Annotated in this window: 13 protein-coding genes; 3 read left to right on the top strand and 10 right to left on the bottom strand. The window is 69.6% G+C overall.

Annotation, left to right across the window (positions count from 1 at the left end; all coding sequences use genetic code 11):
• Window positions 1–23: 23 nt before the first annotated feature.
• The 9 genes from VG296_RS05480 to VG296_RS05520 form a co-directional block, all read right to left on the bottom strand.
• The gene (locus VG296_RS05480; RefSeq protein ID WP_325563732.1) at window positions 24–2177 is read right to left on the bottom strand and encodes an FtsX-like permease family protein; all 2154 of its coding nucleotides are present in this window, start codon (window positions 2175–2177) and stop codon (window positions 24–26) included.
• Window positions 2178–2247: 70 nt separating this feature from the next.
• On the bottom strand, window positions 2248–2763 hold the full coding sequence (locus tag VG296_RS05485; protein WP_325563734.1) for a PadR family transcriptional regulator: 516 nt from the start codon (window positions 2761–2763) through the stop codon (window positions 2248–2250).
• Window positions 2764–2895: 132 nt separating this feature from the next.
• Entirely contained in the window at window positions 2896–4227 is a 1332-nt protein-coding gene (locus VG296_RS05490) for an MFS transporter (RefSeq protein WP_325563736.1), read from the bottom strand.
• A 95-nt stretch (window positions 4228–4322) separates the two neighbouring features.
• Window positions 4323–4790: a MarR family winged helix-turn-helix transcriptional regulator gene (locus VG296_RS05495; RefSeq protein ID WP_325563738.1), complete on the bottom strand. Its 468-nt coding sequence runs from the start codon at window positions 4788–4790 to the stop codon at window positions 4323–4325.
• A gap of 56 nt (window positions 4791–4846) precedes the next feature.
• Window positions 4847–5329, bottom strand: coding sequence for a GNAT family N-acetyltransferase (locus VG296_RS05500; protein WP_325563740.1), 483 nt, complete (start codon window positions 5327–5329; stop codon window positions 4847–4849).
• 113 nt (window positions 5330–5442) lie between these two features.
• On the bottom strand, window positions 5443–6972 hold the full coding sequence (locus tag VG296_RS05505) for an arabinofuranosidase catalytic domain-containing protein (protein WP_325563741.1): 1530 nt from the start codon (window positions 6970–6972) through the stop codon (window positions 5443–5445).
• A 343-nt stretch (window positions 6973–7315) separates the two neighbouring features.
• On the bottom strand, window positions 7316–11134 hold the full coding sequence (locus VG296_RS05510) for a multifunctional oxoglutarate decarboxylase/oxoglutarate dehydrogenase thiamine pyrophosphate-binding subunit/dihydrolipoyllysine-residue succinyltransferase subunit (protein WP_414641055.1): 3819 nt from the start codon (window positions 11132–11134) through the stop codon (window positions 7316–7318).
• 328 nt (window positions 11135–11462) lie between these two features.
• Window positions 11463–12512, bottom strand: coding sequence for a HAMP domain-containing sensor histidine kinase (locus tag VG296_RS05515; protein ID WP_414641056.1), 1050 nt, complete (start codon window positions 12510–12512; stop codon window positions 11463–11465).
• Window positions 12513–12670: 158 nt separating this feature from the next.
• Window positions 12671–13435: a response regulator transcription factor gene (locus VG296_RS05520; protein WP_325563745.1), complete on the bottom strand. Its 765-nt coding sequence runs from the start codon at window positions 13433–13435 to the stop codon at window positions 12671–12673.
• A 109-nt stretch (window positions 13436–13544) separates the two neighbouring features.
• Between VG296_RS05520 and pgi the strand changes: the two genes are divergently transcribed.
• Window positions 13545–15191, top strand: a complete 1647-nt coding sequence (gene pgi / locus VG296_RS05525; protein ID WP_325563746.1) for a glucose-6-phosphate isomerase — start codon at window positions 13545–13547, stop codon at window positions 15189–15191.
• 54 nt (window positions 15192–15245) lie between these two features.
• Window positions 15246–16424, top strand: a complete 1179-nt coding sequence (gene era, locus VG296_RS05530) for a GTPase Era (RefSeq protein ID WP_325563748.1) — start codon at window positions 15246–15248, stop codon at window positions 16422–16424.
• A gap of 26 nt (window positions 16425–16450) precedes the next feature.
• On the opposite strand, the gene VG296_RS05535 is transcribed toward era, so the two are convergent.
• Window positions 16451–17185 carry an SDR family oxidoreductase gene (locus VG296_RS05535; RefSeq protein ID WP_325563750.1) on the bottom strand — a complete coding sequence of 245 codons (735 nt, stop codon included), beginning with the start codon at window positions 17183–17185 and terminating at the stop codon, window positions 16451–16453.
• Between the two features lie 216 nt (window positions 17186–17401).
• Between VG296_RS05535 and VG296_RS05540 the strand changes: the two genes are divergently transcribed.
• Window positions 17402–17632: a hypothetical protein gene (locus VG296_RS05540; protein WP_349259467.1), complete on the top strand. Its 231-nt coding sequence runs from the start codon at window positions 17402–17404 to the stop codon at window positions 17630–17632.
• The last annotated feature ends 14 nt before the right edge of the window (window positions 17633–17646 follow it).

Genomic DNA, 17646 nt, shown 5'->3' on the forward strand with positions numbered 1-17646 from the left:
ACTCTCCTAGATCGGGAAACGGTTCAGCCCAGGGCTCGGCCGGATCCGGGCGCCTTCGAACGGCTCAGCAGCATAGCGCCGAGCGCCGTCAGCAGCGGAACGGCGAGCGCGAGGCCGCCGAGATCCAGCCACGGGACGGCGAACGGGCGCGACGCACCGGACATCTCGGGCCCGATCTGCGCCAGATCGCTGACTTTGACCAGGCCCGCCGCGATGAGGAAGCCGATCGGGACACCGATCAGCACGCCGAGTCCGGTCACCACGAGCGCGGTGCTGCCGGCCGGCCAACGCCGCGTCCACGGGCTGCCGCCGACCGCGACGAGCGTCTCCTGGTCCGCGCGGCCGTCCGCGAGCGCCAGGCCCGTTGCGATGGCCGCGGCGCCGATCGCGACGAACATCGCGGCGAGCAGCACCACCTCGTTCGCGAGCCCGTAGTTGCTGTGCAGGCCGTCCTCAACCATCAGCCCGCCGCTGACGCTGAAGCCGTCGAGGATCTGGTTCGCGGCGAACTGCTGCGTGGCATCGGCGTGACTGCTCAGGTCGAGCAGCAGCGTCTGCGTGCCACCCGCGATGCCGGCCGCCTGAGCGGTCTTCGGCGCGAGGATGAAGCCGGGGTTCGGATATCCGTGCACGGGGACGTAGACGGCCGGGATGGTCACGTACCTCGCCTTCGGATTCCCCTTGCCTCCTGCCGGGGCGTCCAGCATCACCTTGCCGTTCCGCACGATCCCTGGCGTGAACAGGACTACGCCGCCTTGATCGAGCACTGCGTCTGCCTGTGCGTTGTCGAACCCTGTCACCTCGCGGAACACCTGCGGGCCGCCGACCATGCTCTGCGGGGTGGCGCCGCCGTACGAGCCCGCGCCGCAGAGTGAGGTTATGTCGCTGTTCGCGGTGGATTCGTCGCTGGGGCACGGGCTCTGGCCGGGATACATGAAGGAGACCTGCCAGGTGTCCGGGGCGTCGGCCCGTCCCGCCGACTGTGTCAGCATGCTGTCCGTTATCGGCAGGACGCCGCGCAGCTTGGCGGTGATCGCGGAGGCCTGCTGCCCGTTGGCGACGCCCACCACGGCGACCTGGTTGGGCAGCAGTGCGGGCTGGTAGCCGGCCTGCTCCAGGACCACGCCGCTCTGGATCCACGCACCGGCGGCCACGGCACCGGCGACGGCGGCGAACATCGCCGCGACCGCCGGCGTCGTGCGCGCCGAGTTGCGCGCCCCGTCCCGCAGCGCCAGCCGGGGGCCGAGTGGCAGGACCCTGCCGAACCTGGCGAGCAGCCGGATGATCGCCGGGGTGCACAGGATGCAGCCGACCTCGATGAGCGCGATGCCCAGGACGACGTCCAGGCCTCCGCTGCTGAAGCTGTGACCGCCGAAGTAGTACTCCGCGACCATGCCGAGGGCGATCAGCACCAGGCCGAGCGCCAGGCGGCCGACGCGCACCCGGCGGCCGGCCACCGTGCGGCGACCGTTGAGGGCACTGAGAATATCCCGCTTCGCCACGGACAGCGCGGGCGCGAGCGCCGAGCACAGGCCGAGCACGATGGCGAGGAGCGCCACGATCAGCACGCGGGCGACGTCCACGTGCACGGCTCCGGGAAGTCGGCCGGAATACCGCGCCATGAAGGCGAGCGTCACCGCGCCTGCCCCGAAGCCGAGCCCGGCCCCCAGTACGCCCGCGATCGTGCCGAGCACCAGACCGTCAGCGAGCACGATTCTGCGCAGGTGGGTGCCGTCAGCGCCGACCGCACCCAGCATCGCGTACTCGCGCTCGCGGCGGCGCGCGGAGACCGCGAAGGCCGGTCCGGCGAGCAGTACGACCTCGAGCAGCGCGATGCCGACCGTAATGGTCACGACCGCGAGTTTCGCCGCGCTCGCGCTTCCCGGCGCGCCGTATGCCCGAAGGTAATAAGGGGTCTTCGACGCTGCGGGCGGATCCAGCACGACGTCACGCGAGACGACGCGGTAGCCGCCCTGGTTCAGCTGTTCGACCCGGCTCCACGTCACGCCGCCGTGGTTCAGCACGAACCAGCCGACGTGGCTTTCGCCGATCACCGCCGGGGCACCCGGCAGTGCGTAGATCGCGTCCCCGGTCATGGCCGTCGGCTGCTGCATGAGGCCGACGACGGTGAACGACGCGGCCTGGCCATCGCGTGTGGACGAGGCGGGGATGGTCACCGTGCCGCCGACCCGCAGGCCTCCCCGCTGCCGTGCACGCGTGTCAGATCCCTGAGGCTGACGACGGGCCCTACCCATTCCTGCGGCATACCTGTTCCTCCACGTGGTCCAGCCAGCGGATCTCCGCCTCGGCCTGGAAGATCTGCGCCTCGAGGACGAGCGACCAGGCCAGGTGCGGCTCGGTGGCCCGCAGCTTGCGCTGGGTCAGTGAGTGCAGGGTGGTCTGCGCGTGGTTGCGTTGAAGCTGCACCAGCGCGGCGACGTCCACCCCCGGCACGGTCACGGCCAGCGCCAGTTTCATCGCGAGCTCGTCGCGCGGCCGATCGCTCTGCGTGATCGGCCGCGCGAACCAGTCGTCGAGTTCCGTCACGCCGGACGACGTGATCTCGTAGACGACGTGCCCCTCCGCGTCCTCGCCGGTCTTGGCGACGAGGCCGTCCCGCTCCAGCCGACCGAGCGTGGTGTAGACCTGGCCGATGTTCACCGGCCAGGTCGAGCCGGTCGTCTCCTCGAATGCGGCGCGCAGCTGGTATCCGTAGCCCGGCCGCTCCCGCAGCAACGCGAGAATCCCGTGCTTGACGGACATGGTGCGCACCTCCCCTCCAGCTGTTGCATACGCAGTATGTATACCGAGTATGTAGCCCGAAACGCAAGCGGCGCAACGGAAAGGGGCCGCACAGGTTTCCCGATGCGGCCCCTGACCTGGTTGTTCGAGTACTCAGTCGGCCAGCCCGACCGAGATCATCTCCCCGGTCTCCTCGGCGGTCTCCTCGTCGCCCGGCTCGCCCGCCGCGTCCGCGGTCTCGCCGCCGTCCGCGGCCGCGATCAGCTGATGCCCGGTAGCCAGCACGCCGATCGCCACGATCAGCATCGCGGCGCCGACGTAGAACGGCACGTGCACGTTGTAGTGCGCGGCCAGCTTCCCGGCGAAGTAGGGCGCGAGCCCGCCGCCGATGAACCGCACGAAGCCGTACGCGGCCGAGGCCACCGACCGGTCGACCGGCGAGACCTGCATGACCGCCTGCGTCATCAGGGTATTGCTGACACCGATGAAGGCTCCTGACACGATGACCGCGACGATCAGCACCGCCTTGTGGTCCGTCCACAGCGCGATCACCAGCAGGTCGAGCGCCATCAGGGAGAAGTTGGCGTACTGCGTGCGCGCCGTGCCGAACCTGGCCTGCAGCCGCGGCGCCACCAGCACCGCGAAGATCGCGACGAACAGTCCCCAGCCGGTGAACACGAACCCCAGCTCGTGAATGCCCAGGTTCATCGGGAACGGGCTGTACGCGAGCACCGTGAAGAACGCCCAGTTGTAGAACAGCGCCACGATGCTCACCGTCGCCAACCCCCGGTGCCGCAGCGCGCGCAGCGGCTCGGTGAGCCCGATCTTCCGAGTGGGCTTCGGAGTCTGATCCAGGAAGACGAGGGTCGCGGTCAGCGAAATCGCCATCAGCACCGTGACACCGAAGAACGGCCCGCGCCAGCTGATCCCGCCGAGCAGCCCGCCGACCAGCGGACCGAGCGCGATGCCGACCCCCAGCGCCGTCTCGTACAGAATGATCGCCCCGTTGAACCCGCCGGACGCCGCGCCGACGATGACCGCGAGCGAGGTGGCGATGAACAGCGCGTTCCCGAGCCCCCAGCCCGCCCGGAAGTCGATGATCTGGGCGATCGTGTGCGAAGACCCCGCCAGCGCGCTGAACAGCACGATGAGTACGAGCCCCGCGATCAGCGTCCGCTTGCCGCCGATGCGGCTGGAGACCCAGCCGGTCACCAGCATCGCGACGGCCGTGACCACCAGGTAGCTGGTGAACAGCAGCTCGACGTTGCTCGTGCTGGCGTGCAGCTGCGAGGAGAGCGCGGGCAGGATCGGATCGACGAGCCCGATGCCCATGAAGGACACCACGCAAGCGAACGCGACCGCCCAAACGGCCCTCGGCTGACGGAAGGGGCTCCCGGTCGCCGCGTGGCCGTGGCTGTGATTGTCGCCGTGGCCGGGGTCGGGGGTGTGCGGTTGAGTCTGAACGTCCGTATTGCTGCTGCTCATTCGCGTCGCTTCGCTTTCGATACGAGATTGTCCTTGTGGGATCGATGTTCTCGACTGGTGGTTTTCGACTGGTGGTTCTCGACTTCTGCGTGCTGCTACTTGCTTCGATTCGAGGTCGTGGCGGCCTCCATGGCCTCCTCCTGCAGTTCGCGCAGCCGAAGGAGCGCAGGGACCGCGGCGGCGAGTGCCTCCGCGTCGGCCACCGGCAGCTTGCCGACCAGCTCGGACAGCCGCTCCGCCGCCGCCCGACGCCGCGTGGCGAGGAACTGCTCCCCCTGCGCCGTCAGCGAGACCAGCACCGCCCGCCCGTCACTCGGATCCGGCCGCCGCGAGACGAGTCCCGCCTGCTCCAGCGACCCGACCAGCACGGTCATCGACGGCTGCGCCACCCCCTGCACCCCCGCCAGCTCCGAGACCCGCTGAGCCCCCCGCCGCTCCAACGTGGCCAGCGTCGCCAACCCCGTCAGACTCAGCTGCCGCGGCTGCGACGTATACCGAATCACCGCCGCCGACAGCCAATACACGGCCTCCGCCGCCACCCGCTGGTCTCGCTCCACGCTCATGTAGAAAGCATAGCCCAAACTATATAGCTTGTCTAACTATCTGGCCGCGCGGCTGGTCAGCGGAGCTCGCAGATGTAGGACGTGGCCGGCTTGTCGTTGAGCGTCAGCTCGCCGACGGCGACGAACCCGTTGCGTTCCAGCACCCTGTGCGAGGCCGGGTTGTCCAGCGTGGCCCGCGCGCGCAAGCTGGTGAGTCCGTAGTGCGCGGCAGCGAGCTTGCGCACCTCACGCACCGCCGCGGTGGCCAGTCCCTGTCCGGCGCACTTCTGCGCGATCCGGTACCCGAGTTCAGCCGATCCGTCCGCCACTCCGATCAGGTTCACCCGTCCCACAACCTCGCCGCTTTCGGCCACCAGCACGTGGGGGTAATCCGTCCCGGCAGCCTGCCACTTGAGCAGCTGCGCGTACCGAGCATCGAACTCGGCGAAGAACTCATCACCCCGGTCCGGCACCGACGCGGCGAAGTACGCGCGATTCTCCCGCTCGAACTCAAGCACGGCAGGCGCATGGTCGAGACGAAGCTGCTGAAGTACTGGCATCGACATTCAGTCTAGGTACCGGAGGGCTCACTGCGGAAACGAGAAAAGTGGAGCCGGTCTCCTGAAGGCCCGGGGCCCAGGAGACCGGCTGTCCGCTCTCGGCGCGTTTTCGGTCAGTGGGTGGTCAGGTCGAATTCCTCCCACGGGCCGATCGCGGTGCGGTTGGCGATCAGGGAGGACGCGCCGGCGTTCTCGGCGGTCACGATTTGTTCGTTGTTGTAGGCGCGGAAGCTCACGCTGCCGTCGGAGTTGTGAATCAGATAGAACGTCTCCCACGGGCCGGCCGAGCCTCGGTTGGCGATCAGCGGGGCGGCTCCGTTGTTCTCCGCGGTGACCCACTCGTTGTCCGAGTGCGCCCGCAGGTTCACGGTTCCGTCGGTGTTGGTGAACATGTCGAAGGTCTCCGCCGTGCCGACCGAGGTGGCGTCAGCGATCAGCGACGTGCTGCTGTTCGCCGCGTCGACGTACTTGCCGTTGGCGTGGGCGTGCAGACTGATCACGGACGTGCTCGTCTTGAACGTGGTGTTGTTGTTGGCGTAGCCGGCCGCGGTGAGGTTGGACTGCACCGCGTTCTCAGTGGCGTCGGAGGGGAAGCCGGCCGTGACGGCGCCTTCGAAGAACTCTCCCTTGCCCATCGTGCTGTTGTCGCCGCCGGTGCCCAGCTCGATGGAGGGCTGCACCTTCATCGGGTTGTAGCCGTTGGGCAGGGCGCCGGAGTACGAGGTCGTCAGCCCGCCGGACTGGCCGTTGCCGAACTTGAGGGTGAAGTTGGTGGTGCCGTTGTTCTTCTCCCACGCGGAGACGAACGAGCCGGTCTCACTCGTGATGTTCGACGGGTTGGGGCCGTTGTTGCTGAAGTACATGCCGTTCTCGAGATCGCCGCCGACCCAGGGACCGGAGCCGGTGCATCCGCCGGTCCAGCACGCGGTTCCGTAGTAGATCGCGTTCATGGTCGCGTTGCCGTCGTCGGAGTCGTTGGTCTCCGCCGAGCCGAAGTCGAAGCAGCAGGCACCCGTGGTGAGCATGGACGACGTCATCATGTACTCACCCTCCGGTTGCGAGCCGGTGGGCACGTTCTTGACGGCGTTGTTGCGATACCCGGTGCCGATGTTGTTGACCAGCACTCCGTACGCCGGCTGGCCGCCGATCGTCACGGGCAGCGCCATCGCGTTCGCGGCGATGTCCGAGCCGTTCGGGCCGGGTCCGCTGAGTCCGTTCGAGCAGCCCGAGCAGGACTTGCCCGGGGAGACGGGCAGGTTGTTGGCGTTGGACGTCTGGTCGTAGAGCTGGGTGATGGTGCAGGTCGTGCCGGAGCAGAAGGAGACCTGCGGCGCGGAGTCGACCACCCCGCCGGTCGATTCGAGGCCGATGTTCAGGGTGCTGTTGTCCGAGGCGCGCTGGATTTGGTAGAGCGGACCGTTGTAGGACGCGAACATCGCGCGGGTGCTGCTGTACGCCGCCTCGCACGGCGTTCCGCCGGACGCGTAGACGTCGCAGGGCTTCGGCGCCGCCGCGGCGGAAGCCTGGGTCGTGGCCATGCCGATGACCGGCACGGCGATCGCCAACGCGAGCAGAAACGCGACCAGCAGCCGCGTGCGCCGTCGGAGTGTGGATATGGCGTGCACGAGAACCTCCGTCGTCATCGTCGGGAGTTGTCGGATTCGTCGGAACAGTCGGGACGGCGCTTCGCGGTGGGAGGTGGGTGAGCGCGCGCCTTCCCTGTGGTGCAGCACACATATTCGGCCGACTCTAGTCTCAAGTCAAGGGAAGCATCGGGTATCAGGGCATGGTTTGAAAGATTCTTGCGATGAACTGAGTCTCAGATTTCGGGGCGACGCGAATCGATGGCAGCATTTTGCCTAAAGTCGGCGGAATCTCCCTGCCAGCAGAAAACGGCGTCCCCCGCCGCTCGTCAGGAGCGGCGGGGGACGCCGGACGGCTCAGGCCGCTAGGGCCCCGACCCCGAGACCTCGATCCGCCGAGGCCTCACTCCGCGAAGGCCTCCTCGACCACGCGGTGCTGCTCGACCTCGTGGCGCTTGGCCGAACCCACCGCCGGGGAGGACGAGGCGGGGCGGGAGATGCAGGTCAGGGCGCGGCCGCCGAGCTCGCCGGGCAGGTGCAGGGCCATGAACGGCCAGGCACCCTGGTTGGCGGGCTCCTCCTGGACCCAGCGGAGCTCGGCGCCGGCCGGGTACTGGGCCAGCTCCTGCACCAGCTCGGCCGCGGGCACCGGGTAGAGGCGCTCGGCGCGGACCACCGCGGTGTCGGTGATGCCGTGCTTGGCGCGGTAGGCCACCAGGTCCCAGTAGACCTTGCCGGAGCAGACCAGCACCCGCTTCACGCCGTCGGCCGCGACCGTCGTGTCGCCGATGATCGGGCGGAAGCTCGTGGCACCGGTGAACTCCTCGATCCGCGAGCCCGCCGCCTTGAGCCGGAGCATCGACTTCGGGGTGAAGACGACCAGCGGCTTGTGCGCCGGGTTGAGGGCCTGCCACCTGAGCACGTGGAAGTACGAGGACGGCAGCGAGGGCATCGCGACGGTCATGTTGTTCTGCGCGCACATCTGCAGGTACCGCTCGATCCGGGCGGACGAGTGGTCCGGGCCCTGGCCCTCGTAGCCGTGCGGCAGCAGCAGCACCACGCCGGAGCGCTGGGCCCACTTCTGCTCGCCGGACGAGACGAACTCGTCGACGATCGTCTGCGCGCCGTTGCCGAAGTCGCCGAACTGGGCCTCCCACAGCACCAGTGCGTTCGGTCGGCCGACGGAGTAGCCGTACTCGAAGCCCATCGCCGCGAACTCGGAGAGCATCGAGTCGTAGACCGTGTACGTGGCCTGGTTCTCGGCCAGGTAGGACAGCGGCGTGTACTCGCGCGCACTGGCCCGGTCGACGACCACGTGGTGCCGCTGCACGAAGGTGCCGCGGCGCGAGTCCTGGCCGGTGAGCCGGACCGGGACGCCCTCGGTCAGCAGCGAGCCGATCGCGAGGGTCTCGCCCATCGCCCAGTCGATCGTGCCGTCGCTGACCATCTGCGCGCGCTTCTGCAGCTGCGGCAGCACGCGCTGGTGCGGCTCGAAGCCCTCGGGCAGGTTGACGTGCACCTCGACGATGCGCTTGACCACGTCGTCGGAGATGCCGGTCTGCACCGGCACCGGGAACGGCTCCTCGCTGCCCTCGCCCGCCTGGCTGGCCGGCGCCTTGCCGGTGTCCTTGGTCTCCGCGAAGGCCTGCTCCAGCTTCGCCTGGTAGTCCTTCAGCGCGCCCTCGGCCTCTTCGATGGTGATGTCGCCCCGGCCGATCAGCGCCTCGGTGTACAGCTTGCGGACCGAGCGCTTGGCCTCGATCAGCTTGTACATCAGCGGCTGCGTCATCGACGGGTCGTCGCCCTCGTTGTGGCCGCGGCGCCGGTAGCAGACCATGTCGATGACGACGTCCTTGCTGAACTCCTGGCGGAATTCGAACGCCAGCTGCGCCACCCGGACGCAGGCCTCGGGGTCGTCGCCGTTCACGTGGAAGATCGGCGCCTCGACCATCCGCGCGACGTCGGTGGCGTACACCGAGGAGCGCGAGGCGGCGGGCGAGGTGGTGAACCCGACCTGGTTGTTGATCACCAGGTGGATGGTGCCGCCGGTGCGGAAGCCGCGCAGCTGCGACATGTTCAGCGTCTCGGCGACCACGCCCTGGCCGGCGAACGCGGCGTCGCCGTGCATCAGGATCGGCAGCACCGTGAACGCGGAGCCGGCCTTGTTGATGATGTCCTGCTTGGCCCGCACGAAGCCCTCGAGCACCGGGTCGACCGCCTCGAGGTGCGAGGGGTTGGCCGTCAGCGAGACCTTGATCTGACTGCCGCTGAGCGCGGTGAACGTGCCGTCGGTGCCCAGGTGGTACTTCACGTCGCCGGAGCCGTGCATCGACTTCGGGTCGAGGTTGCCCTCGAACTCGCTGAACACCTTGGCGTACGGCTTGCCCACGATGTTCGTCAGCACATTGAGACGACCGCGGTGCGGCATGCCGATGCAGGCCTCGTCCAGGCCGTTCTCCGCGGCGGCGCCGATGATCTGGTCGAGCACCGCGATCGCGGACTCGCCGCCCTCCAGCGAGAACCGCTTCTGGCCAACATACTTGACCTGCAGGAAGGTCTCGAAGGCCTCGGCGGCGTTGAGCCGGTTGAGGATCCGCAGCTGCTCCTCGCGGGACGGCTTGACGTTGCCGTTCTCCACCTTGGCCTGGATCCACTTGCGCTGCGCCGGGTCCTGGATGTGCATGTACTCGATGCCGGTGGTGCGGCAGTACGAGTCGCGCAGCACGCCGAGGACGTCCCGCAGCTTCATCATCGGCTTGCCGCCGAACCCGCCGGTGGCGAATTCGCGCTCGAGGTCCCACAGCGTCAGGCCGTGCTCGACCACGTCGAGGTCCGGGTGCCGGCGCTGCTTGTACTCCAGCGGGTCGGTGTCGGCCATCAGGTGGCCGCGGGTGCGGTAGGAGTCGATCAGCTCCTGCACGCGCGCGGCCTTGCTGACGTCGTTCTCGTGCGAGGCCGCGATGTCCTGGACCCAGCGCACCGGCTCGTAGGGGATCCGCAGCGACTCGAAGACCCGGTCGAAGAAGTCGTCCGCGCCGAGCAGCAGCTGGTGGATCGTCTTGAGGTACTCGCCGGACTGCGCGCCCTGGATGATCCGGTGGTCGTAGGTGGACGTCAGCGTCATGATCTTGCTGACGGCCAGCCGGTTGAGCGTCTCCTCGCTGGCGCCCTGGTACTCGGCCGGGTACTCCATCGCGCCGACGCCGATGATCGTGCCCTGGCCCTTCATCAGCCGCGGCACGGAGTGCACGGTGCCGATGCCGCCGGGGTTGGTCAGCGAGATCGTGGTGCCGGCGAAGTCGTCGGCGGTCAGCTTGTTGTTGCGGGCCTTGCGGACCAGGTCCTCGTAGGCCTGCCAGAACTCGCGGAAGTCCATCAGCTCGGCGGCCTTGATGGAGGGCACCACGAGGGTGCGCGAGCCGTCCGGCTTCTGCAGGTCGATCGCCAGGCCGAAGTTGATGTGCTCGGGGGTGACCAGCGCCGGCTTGCCGTCCGCCTCGGCGAACGAGCCGTTCATCTCCGGGATGGCCTTGGTCGCCTGCACCATGGCGTAGCCGATGAGGTGCGTGAAGGAGACCTTGCCGCCGCGGGCGCGCTTCAGGTGGTTGTTGATGACCACGCGGTTGTCGATGAGCAGCTTCGCCGGGACCGCGCGCACCGAGGTGGCGGTCGGCACCTCGAGCGAGGCGTTCATGTTGCTGATCAGCCGCGCGGCCGGGCCCCTGAGCACGGTGGTCGCGGCGCCGCCGCCGGTCGGGGTGGAGGCGGTGGGCGGGGCGGTGATCGCCGCGTCCCTGGGCACGCCGACCACCGGCGCGACGGCCCGCGGGGTGGGCTTGGGCGCGAGCGCGGCGTGCGCCTCGATCTCGGTCTCGCGGGCGGCCACGGCCGGCGCGACGCCCGCGGAGACCTGGGCGACGGGGGCCTGGCTGCCGGGCACCGCGACGGGCTTGGCGAGCGGCTCGCTGGCGGGCGCGGTCGTGGTGGGTGCCTGCGCGGGTACGGCCGCTGGAGTCGCGCCGTTCGACGATGCCGGCTGGTAGTCGTTGAAGAAATCCCACCAGGCCTTGTCGACCGACTCGGGGTCGTGCAGGTACTGCTGGTAGATCTCGTCGACCAGCCATTCGTTGGGTCCGAACTGGGCCAACTCACCCGGAGGCGTCTCGCCGCCTGCCGGGGCCGGGGTTGACTGAGACGTCGTCGGTGTGGACTGTGGCGACACGGCGGTTTCCGCCCTCTTCCGCTTCGTAGATCCGCGTGGGGACTGCTCAACCGCCCGGAGAAGGCGGGAGCCGAGGGATCCGCATCGCGGGCCCGAGCGGTTCCTCCTCACAGCGGGCAGCGGTAGCCCAGGCTACGCTCCTTTCGCCGCGAATCGCAGTTCGCACCGGCCAACGCGACGAGAGTCACACAAACTCGGGACCTGAACCACCCTTACTGAGCATAATGCTGTAGCCCAAGATGACTATTCCGGCGTGGATGCGGCGGCGGCCGGCTCGGCGGGCAGTTCGAGCCTGATGAGTGCCCCGCGGGTCCAGGGAATTAGGGAATTACAGTGCATCACCTCGATCGTTCCGCCGTACAGCTGCCGTTTCGGGCTCGGCGGGCAGTTCGAGCCTGATGAGTGCCCCTCGGGTCGAGGGCATCACCTCGATCGTTCCGCCGTGCAGCTGCACCGCCCAGCGCGCGATCGCCAGGCCGAGGCCGGTTCCGCCACCCGGCTCGGTCTGGCCGGCCGCGCCGCGGGTGAAGCGTTCGAAGACCCTGGTGCGCTCCGGCTCCGGGATGCCGGGACCCTCGTCGGCGACCTCGATGCGCAGCATGTCCTCCTGCGTGCGCAGCGCCGAGACCTGGACCAGGCCGTCCGCGGGCGAGTGCTTCGCGGCGTTGTCCACGAGATTGGCGACGACCTGGTGCAGCCGTCCGGCGTCGGCGCGGGCGACGAGGTTCGGCGGGCGCACGTCCAGCCGGTAGCGCACCGGGCGGCCCGCGGTCTGCGCCTGCCGCACCACCTCGGCGAGGAAGGGCTCGACGGCGAACTCGGAGACGTCCAGCGGCACGGCGCCCGCCTCCAGCCGGGACAGGTCGAGCAGCTCCTCGACCAGCAGCCCGAGCCGTTCGGTCTGCGCGAGCGCGGCCTTGACCGCGGCGCCGTCCGGTTCGGTCACCCCGTCCACGACGTTCTCCAGCACCGCGCGCAGCGCCGAGATCGGGGTGCGCAGCTCGTGCGAGACGTTGGCGATCAGCTCGCGGCGGGCCCGGTCGGCGGCCTCGAGATCCGCGGCCATCTGGTTGAACACGACAGCCAAACGGCCTACCTCGTCGCGGGAGGTGGCACGCACTCGTCTGGAGTAGTCGCCGTGCGCCATGGACGAGGCGGCCGCGGCCATCGAACGCAGCGGCGCGATCATGCCGTGCGCCAGGATCTGCACGACGACCAGCGAGGCGAGCACGGCGACCGTGACCACGTAGCGCGCCTCGATGCCGAGGGTGACCCCGACCGCGGAGAAACCGGCCGACACCGTCACGGACGCGGCCACCAGCACGCCGAGCTTGATCCGGAGGGAGGAGAGCCGGTCGAGCGGCTGGAGTTCGCGCAGCTCGCGGAGCCGCGGGACGCGATCGGTGCGGGCGCGCTCGGCGCTGTCGGAACGGTCGGCGAGGACGGTCCGCCGGTCGCCACGGTCGCCACGGTCGGCGCTGTCGGAGCGGTCGGCGTGGTCGACCCGCCGGTCGGCGCGGTCGGCGCTGTCGTGGTTCACGGGGATCCCGCCTCGGCTCCGGTCTCCAGCGCGTAGCCGACCCCGTGCACGGTGCGGATCCGCTCCGCGCCGATCTTCTTGCGCAAGGCCTTGATATGAGAGTCGACGGTGCGGGTGCCGGAGGCGTCCGCCCAGTCCCAGACCTCGGCGAGCAGCGACTGCCGGGAGACGACCTGGCCGGGGCGGCGGGCGAGGCTGAGCAGCAGGTCGAACTCGATCGGCGTCAGGTGCACCTCGGCGCCGCTCGCGCGCACCCGCCGGCGGGCCCGGTCCACGGTGAGCGGGTGGCCGGGCGAGCCGAGCTCCAGCGGCGCGCTCGGGTCGGCGCCGTCCGCGTCCACGCCGTTGCTCTTCAGGGCCTGCGCGCGCACCAGGTCCACCCGGCGTAGCAGGGCCGTGATACGGGCGATCAGCTCCCGCATGGAAAAGGGCTTGGTCAGGTAGTCGTCGGCGCCCGCGCCGAGGCCGGCGAGCAGGTCGGACTCGGCGTCCCTGGCGGTGAGCATCAGCACCGGCACGGGCTGCTCCGCCTGGATCCGGCGGCAGACCTCGAGGCCGTCGAAGCCGGGCAGCATCACGTCCAGCACCAGCGCATCCGGCCGCTCCTCGCGCGCGGCCGCGATCGCGGCGGGCCCGGTCGCGGCGTACGCGGTGTCGAAGCCCGCGGCGTTCAACCGGGCGAGCACGGCGTCCGCCAGCGTGGGCTCGTCCTCTACCACGAGGATCTTGCGGCGCGGCGGCTCGGGCGGTGGCTGGCTCATGGTCAGAAGCGTACGCGTGACGTCTTGGAACGCCTGGTGCCCGGGCCAGTGTTAGGTTTTTCCCGAAGCCGGAATCGATACTGATGGCATAGGCCGAGGAGCCGTCGAAATGACGCAGCAGTTGACCGAGACGACGCAGTGGCAGGCCCTGTCCAAGCACCGTGAAGCCTTCGGGGACACCCACCTGCGCGAGCTGTTCGCGACCGACCCGGAGCGCGCCGGGCGCTACACCCTGTCGGTCGGCGACCTGAGCGTGGACTTCTCCAAGCAGCTGATCACCGACGAGACCCTCAGCCTGCTGCTGGAGCTCGCGGCGGCACGCGGGGTCGAGCCGCTGCGCGACGCGATGTTCGCGGGCGAGAAGATCAACGTGACCGAGGACCGGGCAGTGCTGCACGTGGCCCTGCGCGCGCCGCGCGGCGAGTCCATCGAGGTGGACGGCGAGAACGTGGTCCCCGGCGTGCACGAGGTGCTGGACCGGATGGGCCTGTTCGCCGAGAAGGTGCGCTCGGGCGAGTGGAAGGGCGCGACCGGGGAGCGCATCAGAAACGTCGTCAACATCGGCATCGGCGGCTCGGACCTGGGCCCGGCGATGGCGTACGAGGCCCTCAAGGAGTACTCGCGGCGCGACCTGACGTTCCGTTTCGTGTCCAACGTGGACGGCGCGGACCTGTACGAGGCGACCCGCGACCTGGCCGCGGCCGAGACCCTCTTCGTCATCTCCTCGAAGACGTTCACGACGGTCGAGACGATCACCAACGCCACGTCGGCCAAGGAGTGGGTGCTTGACGCGCTCGGCGGCGACGAGTCGGCGGTGGCCAAGCACTTCGTGGCCGTGTCGACGAACGCCGCGGAGGTCTCGAAGTTCGGCATCGACACCGAGAACATGTTCGGGTTCTGGGACTGGGTCGGCGGCCGGTACTCCTACGACTCCGCGATCGGCCTCTCGCTGATGCTCGCGATCGGCCCGGAGCGCTTCGGCGAGATGCTGGCCGGCTTCCACACCGTCGACGAGCACTTCAAGAACACGCCGCTCAAGCAGAACGTCCCGGCGCTGCTCGGCCTGCTCGGCGTCTGGTACGGCTCCTTCTTCGACGCGCAGACGCACGCGGTGCTGCCGTACTCGCACTACCTGTCGAAGTTCTCCGCCTACCTGCAGCAACTCGACATGGAGTCCAACGGCAAGTCCGTGCAGCGCGACGGCGAGCCGGTGGCCTGGCAGACCGGCCCGATCGTCTGGGGCACCCCCGGCACCAACGGCCAGCACGCCTACTACCAGCTGATCCATCAGGGCACGAAGATCATCCCGGCCGACTTCATCGGCTTCGCCGAGCCCGTCACGCCGGCCGCCGACCCGCGCGCCGCGCACCACGACATGCTGACGGCGAACTTCCTCGCGCAGACCGAGGCGCTCGCCTTCGGCAAGACGAAGGCGCAGGTCGAGGCCGAGGGCACCGCGGCGCCGATCGTGCCGCACCGCGTCTTCAAGGGCAACCACCCCACGACGTCGATCCTCGCCCCCCGCCTGACCCCGTCGGTGCTCGGCCAGCTCGTCGCCCTCTACGAGCACAAGGTCTTCACCCAGGGCGCCGTCTGGAACATCAACTCCTTCGACCAGTGGGGCGTCGAGCTCGGCAAGGTCCTCGCCAAGAAGATCGAGCCGGAGCTGACCGCCGACGGCACCCCGCTGCCCGAGGCCCACGACTCCTCCACCGACGCCCTGGTGGGCAAGTACCGGGATCTCCGGGGGCGCTGACCCCGGAATCGCTCGGCGTGCGGCGCGGCTGAATCGGTCTGAGACAATGGCTCAATGACCGAGCCGCGCCGCACGTCCTCCTCCTCCGAGCCACGGAAGCCCGCTTCGTCCCAGGCGGGGCGGAACGCGGTGCGCAACAACCGCGGGCGTAAGGCGGAGGAGCTGGAGAACGCGGAGCGGCGCAAGCGGCAGTCGATCGCGAAGGCGGAGCGGCGGACGACGTCGGAGCAGGTGCGCGCGTCGGAGCCGGCGCCGACGGCGGTGGGGCGGGCTCCCGAGGGGGCGGGGGCGGCGACGCCGTCGTACCTGGACATCCCGGACGGCTACCGCGCGGGCTTCGCCTGCTTCGTGGGGCGGCCGAACGCGGGCAAGTCGACGCTGACGAACGCGCTGGTCGGCGCGAAGATCGCGATCACCTCGGGGAAGCCGCAGACGACCCGGCACACGGTGCGCGGGATCGTGCACCGGCCGGACGCGCAGCTCGTACTCGTGGACACCCCCGGACTGCACCGGCCGCGCACGCTGCTCGGCGAGCGGCTGAACGAGCAGGTGCGCGCGACCTGGGCCGAGGTGGACGTCATCGGCTTCTGCATCCCGGCCAACCAGGAGATCGGGCCCGGCGACCGGTATATCGCGCAGCAGCTGGCCCAGGTACAGCGCACGCCCAAGGTCGCGATCGTCACCAAGACGGACACGATGGGCAAGCAGTCCGTCGGCGAGCAGCTGCTCGCGGTCCTCGAACTCGGCAAGGAGATCGGGATCGAGTGGGCGGAGATCGTGCCGGTGAGCGCGGTCGCCGATTCGCAGGTCGGCCTGCTCGCGGACCTGCTGGTCACGCAGCTGCCGCAGTCGCCGCCGCTCTACCCGGGCGGTGAGCTGACGGACGAGCCGGAGCAGGTCATGGTCGGCGAACTGATCCGCGAGGCCGCGCTGGAGGGCGTGCGCGACGAGCTGCCGCACTCGCTGGCCGTGACGGTCGAGGAGATGCTGCCGCGCAAGGACCGGCCGAAGGACAAGCCGCTGCTCGACGTGCACGCCACGCTGTACGTGGAGCGGTCGAGCCAGAAGTCGATCGTGATCGGCACCGGCGGTTCGCGGCTGCGCGAGGTCGGCACGCGGGCCCGTCAGCAGATCGAGGCGCTGCTCGGCACGCCGGTGTTCCTCGACCTGCACGTGAAGGTCGCCAAGGACTGGCAGCGCGATCCGAAGCAGCTGCAGCGCCTCGGGTTCTGACCCCCGGTCACCTGTCTGACCCCTGGTTACCTGGTTGTGAACGCGCCGCCGTTCACGTGGATCGTCTGCCCGGTGATGTGCCGGGCGCCGGGTGAGGCGAGGAAGAACACCAGCTCGGCGACGTCCTCCGGGGTGCCCGGGCGCTTGTCGTGCGTCTCGCCGACGAGCAGTTCGTGCCGCGCGTCCGTCATCCCGCCCTGGAAGAAGTCCGTCCCCGTGATGTAGCCCGGGGACACGACGTTCGCGGTCACGCCCTGGGGCCCGAGTTCGGCGGACAGCCCCGCGCTCCACGCGGCGAGCGCCGCCTTGGCCGCGCCGTACGCACCGCCGCGCCGCTCGGCGCCGATCGAGCCGATGCTGATGATGGTGCTGCGCGGGCCGAGCAGCTCCCGCAGCGCCGCCGTGGTGAGCACCGCGCCGAGCACGTTCTGCGCGATGTACGCGCTCCACGTCTCGCTCAGCTCCTCCAGCGGGTCGTCGCACGGCTTGCCGGCGACCAGGCCGCCCGAGGCGTTCACCAGCACGTCCACGTGCTCGTCCACCTCGTCGACGAGCTTGGCGAGGTCGCGCGGCCTGGTCGAGTCGCAGACGACGGCGATGACCTCGCCGGAGTGGCTGGCGTCGAGTTCCTTGGCGGCGGCGACGATGGTCCGCTCGGTCCGGCCGGTGATGAACACCCGGTCCCCGGCGGCGGCGAATACGGCCGCGATGGCCCGCCCGATCCCGCTGCTGCCTCCGGTGACCACGATGGTGCGACCCATGACCCCTCCAAGTGTGCGCGCGCTGCCGACGGGGTTCGGTACCCCGATCTTGCGGAGCGCAAAACCTCCCGAGACCGAATCGTTCGACGGGGCCAACTGAAGGAAATCCTGCCCGATTCCGGGCAGGAATCTGGGCTTCGCGCGCCGCCGCGGGCTAACGTCCTAGGCGTGCCGTCCTCCACCACGCCCTCCCACGATGATCTTCTCCAGCATGTCATGCGCACGACCGGGCTTCCGGCGGGCAGCGCGGCACGGGTGATCGCGGACGTGAAGGCGTACTTCGACGAGAACGTCGAGGACTACACCCGGCGGCGGCACCGGGAGTTGCAGGCGAGCGGGCTGACGAACGATCCGATCTTCGAGCGGATCCGGGCCGAACTGCGGGACCGGCCGGTGGCCTCGCCCGAGCTGACGGCCCGCCAGCTGCGCCGAATGGTCTACGGATGAGTCACTGAGCCCCG

The sequence above is a fragment of the Actinospica sp. genome, assembly GCF_035552695.1.
Taxonomy (GTDB): domain Bacteria; phylum Actinomycetota; class Actinomycetes; order Streptomycetales; family Catenulisporaceae; genus Actinospica.